This is a genomic window from Lysinibacillus agricola (genome assembly GCF_016638705.1).
In the GTDB taxonomy this organism is placed as follows: domain Bacteria; phylum Bacillota; class Bacilli; order Bacillales_A; family Planococcaceae; genus Lysinibacillus; species Lysinibacillus agricola.
Genome location: NZ_CP067341.1, coordinates 1,247,985 through 1,268,278 on the forward strand (window position 1 = coordinate 1,247,985; position 20,294 = coordinate 1,268,278).

Below are 20,294 nucleotides of genomic sequence, written 5' to 3' on the forward strand. Positions count from 1 at the left end.
AATTAGATGGCGCAAGGCCAAATACGTAAAGCATTAAGTGGTTATTACTATGTATATGATGGAGAACAACTTATACAATGTCGAGGACGTGGGGTATTTCGCAATCGCGGGGAATCCCCACTCGTTGGCGACATTGTAGAATATACACTGGAAACAGAAGGATCTGACGGCACTATTCAAAAAATTATGGAACGTCAAAATGAATTAGTACGTCCTCCGATAGCCAATATTGATCAAGGTATTCTAGTGTTTTCCGTAAAAGAACCAAATTTTAATACAATTTTACTGGATCGTTTCTTAGTTGTTTTAGAGTCATTTCATGTTCATCCGATTATTTGTTTAACAAAGATGGATTTGCTAGAAGATCATGAGCGTGAGGAATTGCAAAGCTATATAGGAGATTATGAAAGCATGGGTTATACCGTGCTACAAACTTATAAGGGTGAGGAAGAATTAGTGGATCGTCTACAGCCTATTTTAAAGGAAAAAACTTCTGTATTAGCAGGGCAATCTGGGGTTGGGAAATCCACATTACTAAATACATTAATTCCAGATTTAAATTTAAAAACAGGCATTATTTCACAAAGCTTAGGGCGTGGAAAACATACGACTCGCCATGTCGAATTAATCGAGGTGTGTGACGGCTTAATAGCAGATACTCCAGGATTTAGTTCATTTGATTTTGATGAAATAGAAAAAGAAGAATTAGGCGCATGCTTCCCTGAGATGGCCCGTATTGCAGATAATTGTAAATTTAGAGGCTGTCTACACTTAAAGGAACCTAAATGTGCAGTAAAGGTAGCAGTTGAGGCGGGAGAAATTCGTGACTACCGTTATAAACACTACGAACAATTTATGCAAGAAATTATGGATCGAAAGCCGAGGTATTAATGATGATACAAATAGCACCATCAATTTTAGCAGCCGATTTTGCTAAATTAGGAGAAGAAGTAAAGGCAGTAGAAAAAGCGGGGGCACAGCTTATTCATATCGATGTTATGGATGGTCATTTTGTGCCGAATATTTCATTTGGCTCTATCGTATTAGACGCCATTCGTCCTTTAACAGATTTACCGCTAGACGTTCATTTAATGATTGAAAATCCTGATCAGTATATTGAACAATTCGCCAAAGCAGGAGCAGACTATATTACGGTGCATGTAGAGGCTTGCCGCCATTTACACCGTACAATTCAATTAATTCGCTCATACGGGGTCAAACCTGGTGTTGTATTAAATCCACATACACCAATAGAATCTATTCAACACGTTTTAGAGGATATTGATATGGTGTTGTTCATGACTGTGAATCCAGGCTTTGGTGGACAAAAATTCATTCATTCTGTAGTACCAAAAATTGAAGCATTAGCAGCTATTATTAAAGAACGTAATCTTGATATTGCTATAGAAATCGACGGTGGAATTAATGCTGAGACTATTATTCCATGTGCAAAAGCAGGGGCAACAATTTTTGTAGCTGGTTCAGCAATTTATAGTAAAGAAGATCGTTCTGCGGCACTTCAGGAAATTTTAGCTGCTGGTGAGGCAGCGATTCAAGGATGACAGTAGTCGTTGTTTGTGCAGGTGGACCAAAAGAGGAACTCTGCTCATTTCATCCGTTTAAAGAGCAAAGTGATGTATTATTTATCGGAGCTGATCGAGGAGCGCTATATTTAATCGAGCAAGGAATCACACCACATGCCATAGTAGGAGATTTTGACTCACTATCAAAAGAGGAATACGAACTGGTGATGGCACATACAAATGATAGACAACGATTCCAAGAAGAAAAAGATGAAACAGATACGGACTTAGCGTTATTGAAAGCCCTGACCTATACACCGCTAGAAATTGTACTTACAGGTGTGACAGGTGGACGCTTAGATCATTATGAGGCAGCAGTCCGTTCAATTTATCGTTTACAAAAAGAGCATCCACAGATAGTATTGAAGATTATTAATCATGCAAATATGTTGCAATTTTTAATGCCAGGCACACACAACATTGAAGCAAACGAGCAATATCGTTATTTATCTTTTTTTGCACATGAAGAGCCGATTAAAGATGTTACACTAAGGCAAGTAAAGTATGAAACAACAAATGAAGAAATCTCTCTCGGTACATCCCGCTTTACAAGTAATGAAATAATAGGTAATTCAGGGTCTATATCTTTCACGCAAGGCATATGTTTAATGATAAGAAGCATAGATTAGCGTAAGGGGGAGAGAGTCCTGAAAGTATATACGTTCCAGCTACCAAAATTTGTGAGTAGTATTACGCGTACGTGTATCAACATTTTTAAAAAAGAAAAGAAAGTAAAAAAATCCGACAAACTCTAGTCGGATTTTTCTAATTGTTGAAAAACTATTATGTCAATGAAATGAAGGTGTCGTATTAAATAAAGTATGGCTCTTCGGCAAAACGAGGGGGTGATTTCCGTTGCGACAGCAACACGATGTTGATTGTTCCGATAAAAGCTAAAATTGTTCCGATAAAATGAGATTTTGTTCCGATAAATCTTCAAAATATTCGTATGAAAATGAATTCATCTGAAAGCGAAGCGGCAGCAACAACAGATGCACTATCGTATCACTGTTAGAGGTTATTCTGTTCAAATAAAGTGAGTAGCCATAACGCTCATTTTTGACATACAAAAAATTGATAAAAGTAGAAGATTCTAAATACTACAGATAATAGGCGATTTGCCGTGCCGGATTGCTATTGATAAAGAAAGCCACTAGCAATTACGTGTCCTTGTAATTGCTAGCGGCTTAATCATTTTATTGTATTTATGGTCGCCCACTAGAACGATGATTAAATACAAATGATACTTTTATCTAAATATTCACTAAGGCGGTTGGTAGTCTGCCCAGTTAATAAGAAAGAAAAAAATCGATTTGCGCCAAATGCCAAATCGATTTTTTGGAAGCGACGATTAAACGCGCTCGATTTTACCTGATTTTAATGCACGAGCAGAAACCCATACACGTTTTGGTTTACCGTCTACTAAGATACGAACTTTTTGAAGGTTAGCACCCCAAGTACGTTTGTTAGCGTTCATAGCGTGGGAACGGTTGTTACCAGTACGAGCTTTACGTCCAGTGATTACACATTGTTTTGGCATGTTGTATTCCCTCCTTACTGTTGATGCTGAAAGATTATTATTTCAGTCCGGTATTTCACATACCATAATAATTTAACATACGATGACGCTCAGTGCAATAGTTTTCACATAACCTTTCAAGAAAAAAACCTTTACAGACAAAAAATACTTGTTAAAAAAGTGGTATTAATTGGCTCATACCAAAAGTTTTGGATGACATTTTTAAAACGTCTGCCATTTATATAAGTTGATTGGAGTGGAGACTGGACGCAAAAAAACATCCTGCCGCTGCCGCTTCGCTTTCGCGCAAAAAAAACTGTTGCCCCGATGCCCCCAGGAACCCAGTCGGAACGGAAATCAACCACACGTTATGGTGATGAGTTTATTAATTCCTAGATAAAACAATTATCGGTATAAGATGATTGAAGTTTTTTAATCTCCGCGTTAACTTTCAGCATGATGGAGAAGATTCTGTAGGGAATGAAGCAAACCCTATTGATTAAAGCTTCACTTTATTTTCCACGGTAGCCAAGCTTCATAGAAACACGTTTACCAGTTTCCACTAAACGCTCCGTAAGGGTATTAATATGTTCCGTTGAGACGTTAAAGCTAACAAAACCTATACTTACGGCACCGACTACTTCATTAAAACCATTTAAAATGGAAACTGCCATTGAGGATGTTCCTGCTGTTCTTTCCCCATGACTAATGGCAAATCCCTGTAGTCTTATTTGATCAAGCTGTGCCTCTAATTCAGCGATTTCTTCATCCGGAATGAGCTGTTCAATAATTTCCTTTGCTTGAGAAACGGGCATTGCGGCTAAAATTGCTTTATTTGCAGCACCAATATGCATCGGTATACGAATTCCTAACTGATCGTAAATACGAATTGGATTAGCTGCACTGTCTATTCTTTCAATAATGATCGTATCTAAACCCGCAGGCTTACTTAAATAGACGCTTTCCTCGACCTCTCTTGCTAAACGCTCTAATTCAGGCCTAATTTTACTAATGTAGTCCATCGTATCATACACTTGTAAGCCAAGTTCCATCCATATTGTACCAAGTTGATATTGTTTAGTTTGTTCGTCTTGTTCAATCATTCCTTCTTTAATCATCGCTTTTAAAATTCTATGTAATGTACTAAGTGGCAAATTGCATTTTGCCGAAAGCTCTGAAATGGACAAGCTGCTTTCGCCTGCTTCAGAAGCTAAAACTTTAGCAATTGTCATAGCTCGTTCTAATAATTGCATTTATGTCCCACCTCTCCTTCATTTATTTTATTTTTAATCCTTGTTTACGTCTAGTTACATAATCGTGGATATGTATTTCATTTCGTTTCCTATCTGAAAAAGAATGAATATAGAAATTTTTCTAAATATATTGACAGTATACCGCAAAACACATATATTTTACATATAAACTTTCCTTTTAACGGAAACGTTTTCCACTACACGGAAAAGGGGTGAAAGGAATGCATTATTGTTCATCAATGTATGCACCTTTGAAACACGTAATCGTAAAACGTCCAAAAGATGCTTTCCGAAGCCAAGAGCATCTTAGTGATGAATGGGAAACATTTAACTACTTATCGGAACCAAACTATAATGAGGCTCTTAGAGAATATGCTGAATTTATTAGTATTCTCGAAAAGTACGTTGAAAAAATTGATTTTTTACCAGAATCAGATGAAGTAGGGTTGGATTCGCTATATGCACATGACCCTGTCAAATTCACGTCAAAAGGGGCTATTATCTTAAAATCTGGCAAAAAATTAAGACAATCAGAAGCAGCTGTTTATAAAGCGTTTTTACAAGAAAAGGGCATTCCGATAATCGGAGAATTGACGGGAGATGCTGTTGCGGATGGTGGCGATATTGTTTGGCTTGCTGACCGTACACTCGTTGTAGGTCGAGGCTATCGAACGAATGATGAAGCTATTCGTCAGCTACAGGACATGACGGAGAATATTGTCGATGAATTCATTGTTGTACAGCTACCACATGATTTGGGTGAAGCAGAATGTTTACACTTAATGTCCTTTATTAGTATGGTGGACAAGGATTTAGCGGTTGTACATTCACGATTAATGCCAGTTTTTTTCCGTCAGCTTCTAATCGAACGAGGAATTCAGCTAATTGAAGTACCGAAAGATGAATATGATGCGCTAGGCTGTAACGTCTTAGCACTTGCACCTAGAGTATGTATTATGCCAAACGGAAATCCAATAACAAAGCAACAATTACTAGATGCAGGCGCAAAAGTTTATGAATATAAAGGAAATGAAATTACGGTAAAAGGAACAGGTGGACCTACATGTCTAACTTGTCCAGTAATAAGAGGATAAAAGGAGACGAAGCAAATGTTTAAAAATGTAATAGTAAAAAATCCAGGAAATAGTTATGTAAACGGTTTAACGACTAGTGATTTAGGAAAACCAATTGTAGAAAAATTATATGAGCAACACGAAAAATATGTAGAAGCTTTAAAGCAATGTGGCGTAGAGGTTACAAAGCTTCCAGCGAATGAAGATTTCCCAGATTCAACATTCGTAGAGGATGCAGCTGTTTTAACACCTGAGTTTGCCATTATTTCAAACCCTGGGGCAGAAGCTCGTAATCGTGAGATTGAGGAAATCGAACCGGCTGTTAAAAAGTTCTATGAAAAATTGTATTATATCGAAGGCCCAGGAACACTTGATGGCGGAGATGTATTGCAGGCAGAAAAGAAATTTTATGTCGGCATCTCTGACCGTACGAATGAAGAAGGAGCTCGTCAATTCAAAGAAATCGTTGAAAAAGAAGGCTATGAGGCAACGATTATTCCGTTAAAAGAATTTTTCCATTTAAAAACAGGCATCGCATATGTTGGTGAAAATCGTATGGTGCTAGCAGGGGAGTTTATCGATCATCCTGCGTTCGAATCCTATGAAAAAATTATTATTCCAAAAGAGGATGAGTACTCGGCAAACTGTATCCAAGTAAATGATTATGTCATTATTCCAGCGGGCTATCCAGAAACAAATCGTAAATTAAATGATTTAGGCTATCAAACAATTGAGCTTGAAATGTCTGAATTTAGAAAACATGATGGTGGGTTAAGCTGCTTGTCATTACGTTTTTAGTTCAATGTAAAAATACCCAATCAATTTAAATGGGAAAAATTGATTGGGTACTTTAGTAGAGTAAAAATCAGAATATTGAATATATTTATAACAACTAGAGAGTGGTGATGGATGTTGAGTAAAGGGGAACAACGGCAAGATTATCAATTAAACCGTTCAATGAAGAGTCGTCATTTATTAATGCTATCGCTTGGTGGAGTTATTGGAACAGGCCTATTTTTAAATGTTGGCTACACAATTAATCAAGCAGGTGCTGGAGGCGCATTAATTGGTTATTTATTTGGTGGCTTAATATTGTACATGGTAATGAATTGTCTTGGAGAATTAGCGGTTTATATGCCTGTAACTGGTTCTTTCCAAACCTATGCAACGCGTTTTATCAGTCCTTCTGCAGGATTTTCTTTAGGATGGATGTATTTTGTCGGGTCAGCCGCCACAGCTGGGGTAGAATTTACAGCAGCGGGAATTTTGATGCAACATTGGTTCCCAAATGTCCCTATTTGGATTTGGTGTGCCGTATTTATGGCTCTTCTGTTTATATTAAATGCGTTAACAACGAAAGGTTTTGCAGAAGCGGAGTTCTGGTTTGCAAGCATCAAAGTAATTGCAGTGATTGCATTTATCGTCATAGGAGCTGCGGCAATTTTTGGTTTGATGCCATTAGCTGATCGCCCTACGCCACATCTAACAAATTTAGCACCGTCTGGTTTATTCCCAGCAGGTATAACGATTATATTTGTGACAATGATGAATGTTATCTTTTCTTATCAAGGATCTGAACTTGTCGGTATTGCAGCAGGGGAAACTGAAAATCCAGAAAAAAATATTCCACGGGCAATACGGACAATTCTTTTTAGAATAATTGTTTTCTATATTGCTTCTATTATTGTTTTATCTGCCATATTTCCGTCATCGGAGCTTGGACTACTGGAAAGTCCATTTGTCACATTGATGGATTTAGCTGGCGTTCCATATGCTGCTGGTATCATGAATTTTGTAATTCTAACTGCGATATTATCGGTAGGTAACTCGTGTCTATATGCTTCAACGCGTTTATTATGGTCGATGTCAAAAGAGGGAATGGCTCCTAAATTATTTGGCCGTCTCACGAAAAATAAAGTGCCATTAAATGCACTTATTTTCACGATGCTTTTCTCACTGCTTTCTTTATTAACGAGTGTGATGGAAGCAGATGCAGTATTTGTTTTACTCATGTCTGTTGCGGGAATTTCTGTAACAATTTCATGGATGGGAATTTGTGCATCTCAATTGATGTTCCGATATCGCTATGTGAAAGCTGGAGGGGATGTGGCTGATTTAAAATTTAAAACGCCATTTTATCCATTGATTCCAGTGTTCTGTATTAGTTTTTGTATGCTAATTCTTGTCTTTTTAGCATTCGACCCAACACAAAGAATTGGTTTACTATATGGTATTGGATTCTTTATTGCTTGCATGATCTTCTATAAATTGAAATTGAGTAAAACAAATACAGTTTCTTCTGAGATTGAAATAAAAAATGAGGAATCACTTGATATACACTGATATGTATTCTGTTGAAGATCGGATAAAGGAGAATTTTTATGAATAATTATCTTTGGAATACACCTGAAAAACTTCGTGCATTATTATGTGAAATTGTCAGTTTGGAAAGTAGGACATTAACAAAAGGTGAACATGAATTTGCCTATAAATTAAAAAATAAATTGCAAACGCTTTCTTATTTTCTGGAAAACCCGGAATTTATTGAATTACATGATGCGGGCCTTGAACGCAATGCTGTGACTGCCTTGTATAAGCACCCATCTGCAACAGAAACGGTTGTGTTAATTAGTCATTTTGATACGGTCCATACGGAAGAATATGGCGAGCTGGAACCATTAGCCTTCTACCCTGAAGAGCTGACAAAAAAGCTAATGGAACCTAAATACAAAAAGGATTTACCTGAAGCGGCAAGGATTGATTTAGAATCAGGCAACTATTTATTTGGTCGAGGGACGATGGATATGAAAATGGGGCTCGCTTTGCATATGCAGTTGATTGAAAAGGCAAGTATCGAAGAATGGCCCATCAATCTTATTTTAACGGCTGTGCCAGACGAAGAAGTGAACTCTGCTGGGATGCGTGCAGCAGTTGTAGAGCTTGTCAGACTCCGTGAACAGCATGGGCTCTCTTATAAACTATTTTTAAATAGTGAGCCTTCTTTTTCACAAGGCCCAGCTGATACCAATGAATATATTTATTCAGGAACTATCGGTAAAATTATGCCAGCTACCTTATTTTACGGAAAAGAGACACATGTGGGTGAGCCATTAAAAGGAATGACCGCAAATTTTATTGCTTCATACATGACGCAGCATATGGAGTGGAATCCGATTTTCAGTGAAACAGATCTTGGTGAAAGTACGCCATTACCTGTATCCTTACAATTAAAAGATTTGAAAATGGAGTATTCTACACAAACACCATATCGTGCAGCAGCTCTTTACAATGTGTTTTTATTAAAGCGTACAGCATCGCAAGTAATGGATATTTTTGAACAAGTTGCAATGGAAGCAATGTCAGCTTGTAATGAGCAATATAAGCGAATTTGTGAGCGAGAAAAGGTACAAGGTGTAGGTGAAGTAAAGGTACTTCGTTATGAGGCGCTTTTAGAGTATGCGATTAATAAATTAGGGGCCGAGGAAGTGGATTTAATAAAAAGTCATGTTCTTGAAAAAAGCGCATGGGATGATCGAGAGAAATCAATTCGTATCGTGGATCAGCTAATGCTTCGTTGCCAGGAACTTTCACCAGCGACAGTGTTGTTATATGCACCACCTTACTATCCGGCAATCAATTCATCCAATCATCCTCTTGTCATCCAATCGATTGAATTAATGAAGAAAACAGCCAAAACATTTAATATTGAAGTGGAGCAAATTCACTATTTTAATGGTATTTGTGATTTGAGCTATGTCAATTATTCGGACGACTCAAACGAATGGACAGCATTCGAGCGCAATACACCGGTATGGGGAGACACGTATAGTATTCCGTTTGAAGCAATGTCTGCATTACAGGGCCCTGTTTTAAACGTTGGACCTTTTGGCAAGGATGCCCATCAAAAGACGGAAAGATTACATGTGGATAGCGCATTTAAGGAAATGCCGGTGATGATTGATACGCTTATAAAAAGCCTATTTTAAATTAAATTTATAAAGAAAAATGTAAAAGCTGATACTAAAAAAAGTATCAGCTTTTATGCTGTTGAAAAACTATTGTTTCAATGAGATTATGGTGTCATTAATTAAAGTATGGTCTTAGGCAAAACGAAGGGTTGATTTCCGTTCCGACTGGACGACTCCTTGGGGATTAGCGATAGAGGATCGAAGGCTAAAACCATCATCCTGTCATTTCAAAAGTTAGTGTTATGATATAAGTATCAACTTTTTTATTTTTTCAGAGATTATTTTATGCAACGAAATGCATTTTATAGAAGTTTAGAAGTTTTGTTTTTGACTAGTGAAGTAAATGGTGTTTTTTGAGTTTTAGTAAAAAGGTGGAGCTAATTTCGTTCGTTTATCAACAATTTTTGCAAAGACTACTTGTATTTTTCGTTATCTAGACGATAAAAATAGGACAAATTATCTTCATTCAGCAATTTTGTAACGACAGCGGCATTGTTTATCTGGCGAAAGCTACAATTACGCCAAGGCGAAATGAATTTGCAAGACTGTTTTATTAGGAGCGGACGTTATGGAAAATCAAGAAAAGCTAGTTCTCTCTATACAGAAAGAAATGATTCAATTTAATTTGAAACGTATGCGAACAGTAGCGTGGACATTAATGTATGTATCAGTCATCATTATAATAATTCATTATGGTGAGGTCTTTTTTTCGAAAACAGAACGAGCGATGGTGCCAGCTTATATAGCTATACACACTATATTGTTTTATATAGATTTAGCGGTGTTATTATTTGTAAAAGAAAAGAGAATTCAGGTTACATCTCTTAATTTCCGAAAATACGAATCTATTTTACTCAGTTATATTTATACTATATTGGTATTAATTACTGTTATCACCGTGATGGATGTTTATTTCTTTAAACATGCGGCTCTTTATGAGGTGCTATTTTTATTGATTTGCGTTATTTTTTCTATCCCTTTCCTGAAAATTTTTTGGATTGCATTAATAACAGTGCCACCAATTTTAATAAGTGCTTATCTGAGTGTTGGGGTATCAAGTGAAAGTATTAAAATACTTTTACCGATGTCCCTTATTATTCCCATAGGGCTAGTTATTCAACGACATAATTATAAAGTTCAAAGACAATTTACGAAACAACATATTTTATTACAAGAAGAAATGATAAGATCCAAGAATTTGTCAAAATTGTTAGCTGAGAAAAATAATGAGCTATCAGAGCAAGCGCTTCGGGATACGTTGACAAATTTGCCTAATCGACGAGCTTTTAATAATAAATTAACGCAAATAGGGCAACAACTTAGTAAACCAAAATCTATATCAGTCATGATGATTGATATAGATTTTTAAAAAAATTTCAATGATTATTATGGTCATTTACAGGGTGATGAAGCATTAATAAAAGTGGCAGCTCTGTTAGATGAAATTGCTGAAAAGTATAATGCATTTGCTGCACGCTGGGGAGGCGAAGAATTCGTCATCGTTAGCCAACATGCCGCAAAATTTTCAGAGCATGTTTGTGAGGAAATTTTAGAGGAAGTCCGCAATTTAAACATTCGTCACGAGCGTTCAAAAGTAGCTGATATTGTCACAGTCAGTATCGGGATGTGCCATGTCAAAATCTCAAATATCGAGCATTTGAAAACATGCTGTAAATTAGCCGATCAAGCATTATACACAGCAAAACAAAACGGTCGTAACAACTTTTACAGCAAAAATGAAAATTTCGATGAAGGTTAATTTTATCTATATAATGACAGTAAAACGTTGATACAGAGCGTTTTCATGCCCTCCTAGGTTGATTAATGTATAACGAAAGTGTTACAATATACTTTAGTCAAAAAGAGCCAAGGGGGCATTTCTATGTCAATTGAGTTAAACAATGAATTCGGCCAAATTGATATTTCAACAGATGTACTTGCGCAAATTGCTGGTGGCGCTGCTGTAGAATGCTACGGTATTGTAGGCATGGCATCTAAACATCAAATTCGTGATGGTCTAACTGATATTTTACGTAAAGAAAACTTTGCAAAAGGTGTTGTTATTCGAAAACAGGACGACGATTTACATATTGATATGTACATTATTGTTAGTTACGGGACAAAGATTTCGGAAGTTGCTTATCAAGTACAATCGAAAGTGAAATATACAGTGGATAAAACATTAGGTATGAGCGTAAAATCTGTCAATATCTTTGTGCAGGGCGTTCGTGTAGCGAATGATTAAGAGGAGGAACTAAATCGAATGCAGTCTTTAGACGGAATAAAGTTTGCAGAAATGGTGCAAATGGGTGCCCATCACCTATTCCAAAATGCAAATTATGTTGATTCATTAAATGTATTTCCAGTACCAGATGGTGATACTGGAACGAATATGAACTTATCGATGACATCTGGCGCAAAGGAGACAGAGCTCTCTGCTTCAGAACATATCGGTAAAACAGCACAGGCTTTATCAAAAGGTTTACTTATGGGAGCGCGCGGAAATTCTGGCGTTATTTTATCGCAATTATTCCGTGGCTTTGGTAAATTTATTGAAAAAGATGCGACAATTGATGCCAAGGGCTTTGCAGGTGCTTTCCAAGCAGGCGTTGATACAGCCTATAAAGCGGTAATGAAGCCAGTTGAAGGAACGATTTTAACGGTAGCACGTGAAGCGGCAAAAAAAGGCGTGGAAGTGGCAGAAACTGAAACCGATATCATTGCAGTGATGGAAGCATTTACTGCTGAAGCACAAGCTTCGTTGGAACGTACACCTGAGCTTCTACCTGTTCTTAAAGAAGTAGGTGTTGTAGATAGCGGTGGTCAGGGTCTTCAATTTGTTTATGAAGGGTTCTTAGCATCTTTAAAAGGTGAACCATTACCGCAGAAAAATGAAGCAACTTTAGATGATTTGATCAATGCAGAGCATCATCGAGCACAAGATTTCATGAATACTGCGGATATTGAGTTTGGTTATTGTACTGAAATAATGGTACGTTTGGAAGAAGGGAAAGAGCCCTTTAGTGAAGAACAATTCCGCAATGAATTAAACCCTCTAGGTGATTCTTTACTCGTTATTTCGGATGAAGAGATTGCTAAAGTTCATATTCATTCTGAGCAACCAGGTGCTGTTTTGGCTATGGGTCAAAAATATGGTAATCTCATTAAAATTAAGGTCGACAATATGCGTGAACAGCATTCAGCTATCGTTGGGGAGGATCATAAAGTGTCTTCAGCTAAAAAAGTAGAAAAGCATCCATATGCAATTGTAACGATTGCAATGGGCGAGGGAGTTGCTGAATTACTTCGTTCAATTGGTGCTTCTTATGTTATTGAAGGCGGTCAAACAATGAACCCTTCAACTGAAGATATTGTTAAGGCAGTACAAGAAATTGGTGCTGAAAAAGTGTTAATTTTACCGAATAACAAAAATATCGTCATGGCAGCAGAACAAGCAGTAGAGCTTTTAGATATTGAAGCAGCAGTAGTTCCAACGAAAACAATCCCTCAAGGTATGGCAGCGATTCTATCGTTTAATCCAGAGGCGGCAGTTGAAATAAACCAAGCAACAATGACAGAGGCTTTTGCAAATGTTAAAACAGGCCAAGTAACCTATGCAGTTCGAGATACATCTATTGATGGCGTAGAAATCCATAAGGACGATTTCATGGCTCTTGCAGAAGGAAAAATTGTATTATCTACCCCAGCATTAAAAGATGCTGCTGAGAAGGTGATTACTGATTTAGTAGATGAAGATGCTGAAATTGTAACAGTTATTTATGGTGAGGATACTACAGAAGAAAATGCCTCGGAGCTAGTAAAATTTATTGAAGAGAACTATCCTGAGGTGGAAGTTGAGTTATTTAATGGAAAGCAAGGATTATATCCATATATTATTTCAGTAGAATAATTCAATGCTACTTTGCAAGGAAGTAGACAAAGCAGTGCACAGACCGTGTACTGCTTTTGTTTATGGTACAAGAAGAATAGGGGATAATAAATTATATAAATTAGCTAAAAATAAGTGATTTGATGTATGTACCCGTAGGACAATGTACTTGAAAATGCTGGAATATCAGCCTTTTGAAATTATTGTGTATATGGAGTGGACAAAAGTTAAACAATATTTCCACTTGTATATTATAGTAGTGTAAATTTTCTGAAAGTTGATAAAGAAGTGCTTTACTTTTATAGTGACTATCAAGCATGATACATGATATAAGTAAAAATAAATATTATTATATGGATAGAATAGAGGGGTGTTTTTATGAAGTTTACTTCAGTATTTGATATTATTGGACCAGTGATGATTGGGCCTTCTTCCTCTCATACGGCAGGTGCCGCACGAATTGGACGCGTTGCCAGAGATTTATTTGGGAGACAACCAAAGTGGGCGAAAATTCACTTATATGGTTCGTTTGCTGAAACGTATAAAGGACATGGAACAGATGTAGCATTGATAGGGGGCCTATTAAATTACGATACATTTGATGAACGAATTAAAACAGCTTTTGCCGATGCAGAAAAGGCAGGATTAGATTATGAATTTATCCCAGAAACAGCTAATATGGAACATCCGAATACTGCTCGCCTTGTGATTGGCGATGATGAAGGACAGATGTCTGTTGTTGGGATTTCTATCGGTGGCGGTAAAATTGAAGTGAGTGAGGTTAATGGCTTCAAGTTACGGTTAACAGGTGGCATGCCAGCTATTCTTGTTGTACATGATGATCGTGCTGGCTGTATTGCCAATGTAGCAAATTGCTTAGCGATGCATGCAGTCAACATTGGGCATATGGAGGTTTCGCGTATTGAACGTGGTTTAACGGCACTTATGGTGATAGAAGTCGATCAAAACATCGAGGAAAAAGTACTACAACAAATTTCTTTAATACCACATATTTCAAAGGTTTCTAAAATTAATAACTAAGGAGGTGTCCCAGTATGGACGTATTGTTTCATAATGTTCGTGAACTAGTTGAACGGGCAGATCAAGAAGGAAAACTAATTTCTGAAATTATGATTGAACAGGAAATGTTAATAACTGGACGTACAAGAGAAGAAATTATGCAGCAAATGGACCGTAATTTAACGGTGATGGAGGAAGCTGTTGAAAGAGGCTTGAAGGGTGTGCAATCTGTAACGGGTTTAACTGGTGGAGACGCAGTATTGCTTCAAAATTACATTGCGCAAGGAAAATCATTGTCTGGGGATTTATTATTAGACGCGGTGAGTAAAGCGGTTGCAACAAATGAGGTTAATGCGGCAATGGGTACAATATGTGCAACACCAACTGCAGGATCAGCTGGTGTTGTACCAGGGACACTGTTTGCAGTGAAAAACAAGCTAAATCCAACACGTGAGCAAATGATTCGTTATTTATTCACATCAGGTGCTTTCGGCTTCGTTGTTGCCAATAATGCTTCGATTTCAGGTGCTGCTGGTGGCTGTCAAGCAGAGGTTGGCTCAGCTGCTGGTATGGCAGCGGCGGCGATTGTAGAGATGGCTGGTGGTACCCCGCAGCAATGTTCAGAAGCATTTGCCATTACACTCAAAAATATGCTTGGGCTTGTTTGTGACCCAGTAGCTGGATTAGTGGAGGTTCCTTGTGTAAAACGAAATGCTATGGGTGCGTCAAATTCGCTTGTAGCTGCGGATATGGCACTCGCGGGTGTCACAAGTCGCATCCCGTGTGATGAAGTGATTGGTGCGATGTATCGAATTGGACAATCTATGAGTCCGAATTTAAAAGAAACTGCACGTGGAGGCCTAGCTGCAACACCAACAGGTAAAGCGATTAGTAAAGCTATATTTGATAACGGCAATTTAGAGAGTATCAAATCACTGCAAAAATAAAAATATGAAACACGCTATTCCTAAGGGAGGCGTGTTTTTTTGAGGTTCCACATGGTATAGGTGTTTTATAGGTGAAAATGAAAAACATAATGGTGAAATAGTACGGGAGGGTAGTTTAGACAAAGAGGATACATTCTCTTGGTGATACTCCCTATTCTAGGCTCATCACCATTACGTGTGGTTGATTTCCGTTCCGGCTGGGCGCTTTGTTGCTGCCGCTACGCTTTCGCACAGATAAAACATTTGCCGCTGACGCTTCGCTTTCGCGCAGATAAAACATTTGTAGCTGCCGCTTTGCTTTCGCACAGATAAAACATTTGTTGCTGTCGCTTCGCTTTCGCACAGATAAAACATTTGTAGCTGCCGCTTTGCTTTCGCTACAGAAAACATTTGTTGTTGCTGTCGCTTCGCTTTCGCACAGATAAAACATTTGTAGCTGCCGCTTCGCTTTCGCACAGAGCAAAGCTTCCTGGGGGCGTCCGATGAGCCGCTTGGGCCAACAGATGTTTTTTGCGCGAAAGCGTAGTGCTAACGTAGCGGCAGCAGAGGGTTTTGTATGTGCGAAAGCGTAGCGACAGCAACAGCACGACGTTGGTCACGAAGGCGTTATCACAGGACGTGATGCTCTTAGCCTTCGTTCCCCTACTTGCTCGCTCCAGGGTCTCATCTGTGACGCTGATCCCCAAGGAGTCGCCCAGCCCCCACTCCAATCAACTTATATACATGGCGTACGTTTTAGCTTCTTTCAGCGAATGTTTTCGTAGCGAAAATGAAACGTCAGCTACAGATGTTTTTTGTAGCGAAAGCGTAGCGACAGGTACAAAAGTCCCCTACCTTTATAAGTGGTGAGGATGAATGCGAGTTTAAGTTACTTTTTATTGAGTGTCCAAAAATTAAAGTTACAATCACTTAAAAAAATGACCCAATATGAAGAGGGTCATTGATTGTTGTAAATCGTGAACTAGAACAATTGAAAATTATAGGGAATTAGGATGAAAAAGTGATAATTCATTCGATATAATTAACTATCAATCAATTATTAATGAATTGAATTGAATTGCTATCTTACTGAAAAAAAAAAGTTATATAATAATATTGAGAATAATAATACGTGTGTTCAGATGTGTTAAACGCTAAGAGTAATCGTAAGAAAGGGGAAAACTCATATGCTGAAAAAACGTATGGTTAAACGAATGACTATGGGTAAAGTACTTGTGGTGGAAATATTTGGAGGAGTTGTCGTGCAAGGTGACTGATTTAACGAGTCCCGTTACCGATTTAAAGGGAATCGGGAAAGAAACAGCAGGGCATTTAGAGGCATTAGGCATCGAGACGATAGCGAATTTATTATGGACGTTTCCGCATCGACATGAGGATTTTCGTTTAAAGGATTTAGCACAAACACCACATAATGAACGTGTCACTGTTGAGTGTAAAGTTGAACGTGAACCGACAATGTTGTTTTTAGGTCGCAATAAATCTCGATTGCAAGTGACGGTGCTGGCAGGTCGACATTTGGTGAAGGTTGTTTTTTTTAATCAAGGCTATTTGAAGCAGAAGCTTGTACCAGGAGCTATTATTACCGTCACAGGTAAATGGGACAGAGGCAGACAAGTTATCAATGGAACGTCTGTTACGTTTGGTCCGAAAACAGATCAGGTCGACTTCGAACCTGTTTATAGTCTAAAAGGGTTGATTCAACAAAAGCGTTTTCGTAAATATATGAGACAAGCGCTAGATGAGTTTGGTGCAGAGATACCGGATGCAATTCCACAGCGTTTACAAGCGGATTATAAGCTTGTTTCAATGCGTGAGGGACTTGAAGGCATTCATTTCCCTCTTGATGCGGGGCATGCAAAGCAGGCAAGAAGGCGATTTGCCTATGAAGAGTTACTAAACTTTCAGCTACGTATTCAAGCGTTACGTAAAATTCGAAAGGACAGTGAGCACGGTACAGTTATACAGTTTGATTTGCAAAAACTACGTGCCTTTATTGCATCGTTACCGTATGAATTAACAGGTGCACAAAAACGCGTCGTCAATGAAATTTGCAAGGATTTGAAAGAACCGCATCGTATGAACCGCTTACTTCAAGGTGATGTAGGGTCAGGGAAAACCGTTGTTGCGGCGATATGTTTATATGCAGCTGTAACTGCTGGTTTTCAGGGAGCATTAATGGCGCCAACAGAAATTTTAGCTGAGCAGCATGCTGAAAACTTGAAGGAATGGTTTGAGCCATTTAGCGTACGTGTGGCTTTACTATCAGGATCGACGAAAGCAAAGGAGCGTCGGTTACTTTTAGAAGAACTAGTAAATGGGGATATAGATATTTTAATTGGTACGCATGCGCTTATTCAGCCTGATGTCGTTTTTTGCAAGCTTGGTTTTGTCATAACGGATGAACAGCATCGTTTTGGGGTTGAGCAGCGTAGAATATTGCGTGATAAAGGGGAGAATCCAGATGTGCTCTTTATGACGGCGACACCTATTCCGCGTACACTTGCGATTACAGCATTTGGAGAGATGGATGTTTCAATGATTGATGAAATGCCAGCGGGGCGTAAACAAATTGAAACACATTGGATGAAAAAAGAGCAATTTGGCTCTGTTATGTCAAAGCTAGAATTAGAGCTTGCTGCTGGAAGGCAGGCATATGCTATTTGTCCTCTTATCGAGGAATCAGACAAGCTTGATGTACAAAATGCAGTAGAAATCTACGAGCAGCTTGCAACGTATTTTAACGGGCGATACAATGTTGGGTTAATGCATGGTCGCCTAACTGCGGATGAAAAAGACGCTGTTATGCGAGCCTTTAGTGAAGGGACTATTCATGTGCTCGTGTCTACAACAGTTGTTGAGGTTGGGGTTAACGTACCAAATGCAACTTTTATGATTGTTTATGACGCTGAACGCTTCGGCTTAGCTCAATTGCATCAGCTGCGTGGACGTGTTGGACGAGGCGAACATCAGTCATACTGTGTGTTGCTTGCCGATCCAAAATCTGATGAAGGCAAAGAGCGAATGCAGTCGATGACGGAAACGAATGATGGTTTCCGCCTAGCTGAAAAGGATTTGGAACTACGTGGTCCAGGTGATTTCTTTGGACGTAAACAAAGTGGCTTGCCTGATTTTAAAGTAGCGGATTTAGTGCATGATTATCGAATACTTGAGACTGCAAGAAAAGATGCAACGGACATACTTGAGACTGATGCTTTTTGGCGTGATGATGAATACAAAAAATTACGTGAAATGCTTGAAAATTCAGGCGTTTTACAAGGGGATCGCTTCGATTAACTGAATATTTGATACTCTATTAGGAATGTGGGAACTTGTTTCTAAACAAGTCTTGCATTCTTTTTTAATACTCTATATACTGATATTAGTACCAAGTGCTAATAACAACTAAAAAGGTGGCGAATGATGTTGAGACGAACGAAAAAAGAGCGACAGCGACTATTATCCGAAACGATAGCTGAAAATCCATTCGTCACAGATGAACAGCTAGCAACACAGTTTCAGGTTAGTGTCCAAACGATTCGTTTAGATCGTATGGAATTAGCGATTCCAGAATTACGAGAACGAATTAAAGATGTTGCTTCGAAAACTTATGAAAATGAAGTAAAATCACTACCGATTGATGAAGTAATCGGAGAAATAATTGATATTGAATTGGATAATCGTGCACTATCTATTTTTGACGTAAAAGAAGAACATGTTTTTCAGCGCAATGGCATCGCGCGTGGACATCATTTGTTTGCACAGGCAAATTCATTGGCGGTAGCAGTTATTGACGACGAACTAGCATTAACAGTACATTCTAATATTACTTTTGTGAAACCTGTTAGAGCTGGAGATCGTGTTATTACAAAAGCTATTGTTATTGGACGTGATGAAAAAAATCATCGTACAAAAGTAGAGTTGACGTCCACTGTTAACGGCGAAACAGTTTTTGTTGGTGAATTTGATATGTATCGCACGAAAGGTGAAGGTGAACAACAATGAAATTAGCGCTTGATGGAATGGGTGGCGACAACGCACCAAAATCAGTTGTTGAAGGTGCTTTATTAGCATTAGAGCAAATTCCAAATTTAGAAATACAACTATATGGTCAGCAGGAAAAGCTTGAACCATTTATTAAAATACATGATCGATTAACTGTAGTACATTGTGAGGAAGTTGTGGAAGGAACAGACGATCCAGCACGCGCTGTTCGCCGTAAAAAGGATTCATCGATGGCAAGAATGATGGATGCAGTTGAAGAAGGAAAGGCAGATGCTTGTCTTTCAGCAGGTAATACGGGTGCTTTAATGGCAGGTGGCTTATTTAAAGTAGGACGTATTGAAGGGATTGCTAGACCTGCTTTAGCCACTACACTACCAACATTGGATGGTAAGGGCTTTTTAATGCTTGATTTAGGGGCAAATGCAGATGCGCGACCTGAGCATTTATTGCAATATGCGATTATGGGCGATATTTATGCGAAAAAGGTAGGCAGCTTACAAAAGCCACGTATTGGTTTGCTAAATATCGGTACTGAGGATAAAAAAGGAAATGAATTAACGAAGGCTGCTTTCGAATTATTAAAAGAAGCAGATTTGAACTTTATCGGCAATGTAGAAGCTCGAGATTTACTTGAAGGGGTAGCTGACGTTGTAGTAACAGATGGTTTTACAGGTAATATGGTGCTGAAATCGATAGAAGGAACAGCAGGCGCATTATTTTCAATGCTGAAAGAGGCGTTTATGTCTTCAACAAAAACAAAAATTTCGGCAGCACTTATGAAAAATAATTTACGTGATTTGAAAAATAAAATGGACTACACAGAGTATGGTGGTGCAGGTTTGTTTGGTTTACAAGCACCTGTAATAAAGGCACATGGATCTTCCAACGCCAAAGCAATATACAGTGCGATTCGCCAAGCAAATACGATGGTAGAGCATACAGTCATCTCGACGATTACAGATACAGTACGTCACTTAGAAATTGATTAACTTCTTTCAGCGGGTGTCCAAACACCCACTGATATAGAGGAACTCAGTCTA

General features: G+C 38.3%; 18 protein-coding genes and 1 pseudogene. 16 read left to right on the top strand and 3 right to left on the bottom strand.

Features of this window, described 5'->3' with window-relative positions:
• Positions 1–6 precede the first annotated feature (6 nt).
• The 4 genes from rsgA to spoVM are packed head-to-tail and all read left to right on the top strand — an operon-like array spanning position 7 to position 2,338.
• Entirely contained in the window at positions 7–891 is an 885-nt protein-coding gene (gene rsgA, locus FJQ98_RS05850; protein ID WP_053594164.1) for a ribosome small subunit-dependent GTPase A, read from the top strand.
• A 2-nt stretch (positions 892–893) separates the two neighbouring features.
• Positions 894–1,562, top strand: coding sequence for a ribulose-phosphate 3-epimerase (rpe, locus tag FJQ98_RS05855; RefSeq protein WP_053594165.1), 669 nt, complete (start codon positions 894–896; stop codon positions 1,560–1,562).
• The gene (locus FJQ98_RS05860) at positions 1,559–2,212 is read left to right on the top strand and encodes a thiamine diphosphokinase (protein WP_053594166.1); all 654 of its coding nucleotides are present in this window, start codon (positions 1,559–1,561) and stop codon (positions 2,210–2,212) included. The genes rpe and FJQ98_RS05860 overlap by 4 nt, the downstream gene beginning before the upstream one ends.
• Before the next feature lie 18 nt (positions 2,213–2,230).
• Complete coding sequence (gene spoVM / locus FJQ98_RS05865; protein ID WP_143114739.1) at positions 2,231–2,338, top strand: stage V sporulation protein SpoVM; 108 nt, start codon at positions 2,231–2,233, stop codon at positions 2,336–2,338.
• Between the two features lie 596 nt (positions 2,339–2,934).
• Here spoVM and rpmB read toward each other — a convergent pair.
• Both rpmB and FJQ98_RS05875 read right to left on the bottom strand, forming a co-directional pair.
• Positions 2,935–3,123: a 50S ribosomal protein L28 gene (gene rpmB / locus FJQ98_RS05870; RefSeq protein WP_004227417.1), complete on the bottom strand. Its 189-nt coding sequence runs from the start codon at positions 3,121–3,123 to the stop codon at positions 2,935–2,937.
• 491 nt (positions 3,124–3,614) lie between these two features.
• Positions 3,615–4,355 carry an IclR family transcriptional regulator gene (locus FJQ98_RS05875; RefSeq protein ID WP_053594167.1) on the bottom strand — a complete coding sequence of 247 codons (741 nt, stop codon included), beginning with the start codon at positions 4,353–4,355 and terminating at the stop codon, positions 3,615–3,617.
• 221 nt (positions 4,356–4,576) lie between these two features.
• On the opposite strand from FJQ98_RS05875, the gene FJQ98_RS05880 reads away from it, so the two are divergent.
• The 9 genes and pseudogenes from FJQ98_RS05880 to sdaAA all read left to right on the top strand — a co-directional run bounded on the left by FJQ98_RS05880 (position 4,577) and on the right by sdaAA (position 15,252).
• Positions 4,577–5,449 carry a dimethylarginine dimethylaminohydrolase family protein gene (locus FJQ98_RS05880; protein WP_053594168.1) on the top strand — a complete coding sequence of 291 codons (873 nt, stop codon included), beginning with the start codon at positions 4,577–4,579 and terminating at the stop codon, positions 5,447–5,449.
• Between the two features lie 15 nt (positions 5,450–5,464).
• Positions 5,465–6,226, top strand: coding sequence for a dimethylarginine dimethylaminohydrolase family protein (locus FJQ98_RS05885; RefSeq protein WP_053594169.1), 762 nt, complete (start codon positions 5,465–5,467; stop codon positions 6,224–6,226).
• A gap of 111 nt (positions 6,227–6,337) precedes the next feature.
• Complete coding sequence (locus FJQ98_RS05890) at positions 6,338–7,771, top strand: amino acid permease (RefSeq protein ID WP_053594170.1); 1,434 nt, start codon at positions 6,338–6,340, stop codon at positions 7,769–7,771.
• 38 nt (positions 7,772–7,809) lie between these two features.
• Entirely contained in the window at positions 7,810–9,414 is a 1,605-nt protein-coding gene (locus tag FJQ98_RS05895) for a M20/M25/M40 family metallo-hydrolase (RefSeq protein ID WP_053594171.1), read from the top strand.
• A 1,162-nt stretch (positions 9,415–10,576) separates the two neighbouring features.
• Positions 10,577–11,155: pseudogene (locus tag FJQ98_RS26685) on the top strand (GGDEF domain-containing protein).
• Positions 11,156–11,278: 123 nt separating this feature from the next.
• On the top strand, positions 11,279–11,641 hold the full coding sequence (locus tag FJQ98_RS05905) for an Asp23/Gls24 family envelope stress response protein (RefSeq protein ID WP_053594173.1): 363 nt from the start codon (positions 11,279–11,281) through the stop codon (positions 11,639–11,641).
• 18 nt (positions 11,642–11,659) lie between these two features.
• A complete protein-coding gene (locus FJQ98_RS05910; protein ID WP_053594174.1) occupies positions 11,660–13,306 on the top strand; it encodes a DAK2 domain-containing protein in 1,647 nt (548 codons plus the stop codon).
• A gap of 357 nt (positions 13,307–13,663) precedes the next feature.
• On the top strand, positions 13,664–14,326 hold the full coding sequence (gene sdaAB / locus FJQ98_RS05915; RefSeq protein ID WP_053594175.1) for an L-serine ammonia-lyase, iron-sulfur-dependent subunit beta: 663 nt from the start codon (positions 13,664–13,666) through the stop codon (positions 14,324–14,326).
• Positions 14,327–14,340: 14 nt separating this feature from the next.
• The gene (gene sdaAA / locus FJQ98_RS05920) at positions 14,341–15,252 is read left to right on the top strand and encodes an L-serine ammonia-lyase, iron-sulfur-dependent, subunit alpha (RefSeq protein ID WP_053594176.1); all 912 of its coding nucleotides are present in this window, start codon (positions 14,341–14,343) and stop codon (positions 15,250–15,252) included.
• Positions 15,253–15,423: 171 nt separating this feature from the next.
• On the opposite strand, the gene FJQ98_RS05925 is transcribed toward sdaAA, so the two are convergent.
• A complete protein-coding gene (locus FJQ98_RS05925) occupies positions 15,424–15,708 on the bottom strand; it encodes a hypothetical protein (RefSeq protein ID WP_053594177.1) in 285 nt (94 codons plus the stop codon).
• Positions 15,709–16,500: 792 nt separating this feature from the next.
• Here FJQ98_RS05925 and recG point away from each other — a divergent pair.
• The 3 genes from recG to plsX all read left to right on the top strand — a co-directional run bounded on the left by recG (position 16,501) and on the right by plsX (position 20,243).
• Complete coding sequence (gene recG / locus FJQ98_RS05930) at positions 16,501–18,546, top strand: ATP-dependent DNA helicase RecG (RefSeq protein WP_053594178.1); 2,046 nt, start codon at positions 16,501–16,503, stop codon at positions 18,544–18,546.
• Positions 18,547–18,675: 129 nt separating this feature from the next.
• Positions 18,676–19,254 carry a transcription factor FapR gene (fapR, locus tag FJQ98_RS05935; protein WP_053594554.1) on the top strand — a complete coding sequence of 193 codons (579 nt, stop codon included), beginning with the start codon at positions 18,676–18,678 and terminating at the stop codon, positions 19,252–19,254.
• Positions 19,251–20,243, top strand: coding sequence for a phosphate acyltransferase PlsX (plsX, locus tag FJQ98_RS05940; protein ID WP_053594179.1), 993 nt, complete (start codon positions 19,251–19,253; stop codon positions 20,241–20,243). The genes fapR and plsX overlap by 4 nt, the downstream gene beginning before the upstream one ends.
• Positions 20,244–20,294: the final 51 nt, after the last annotated feature.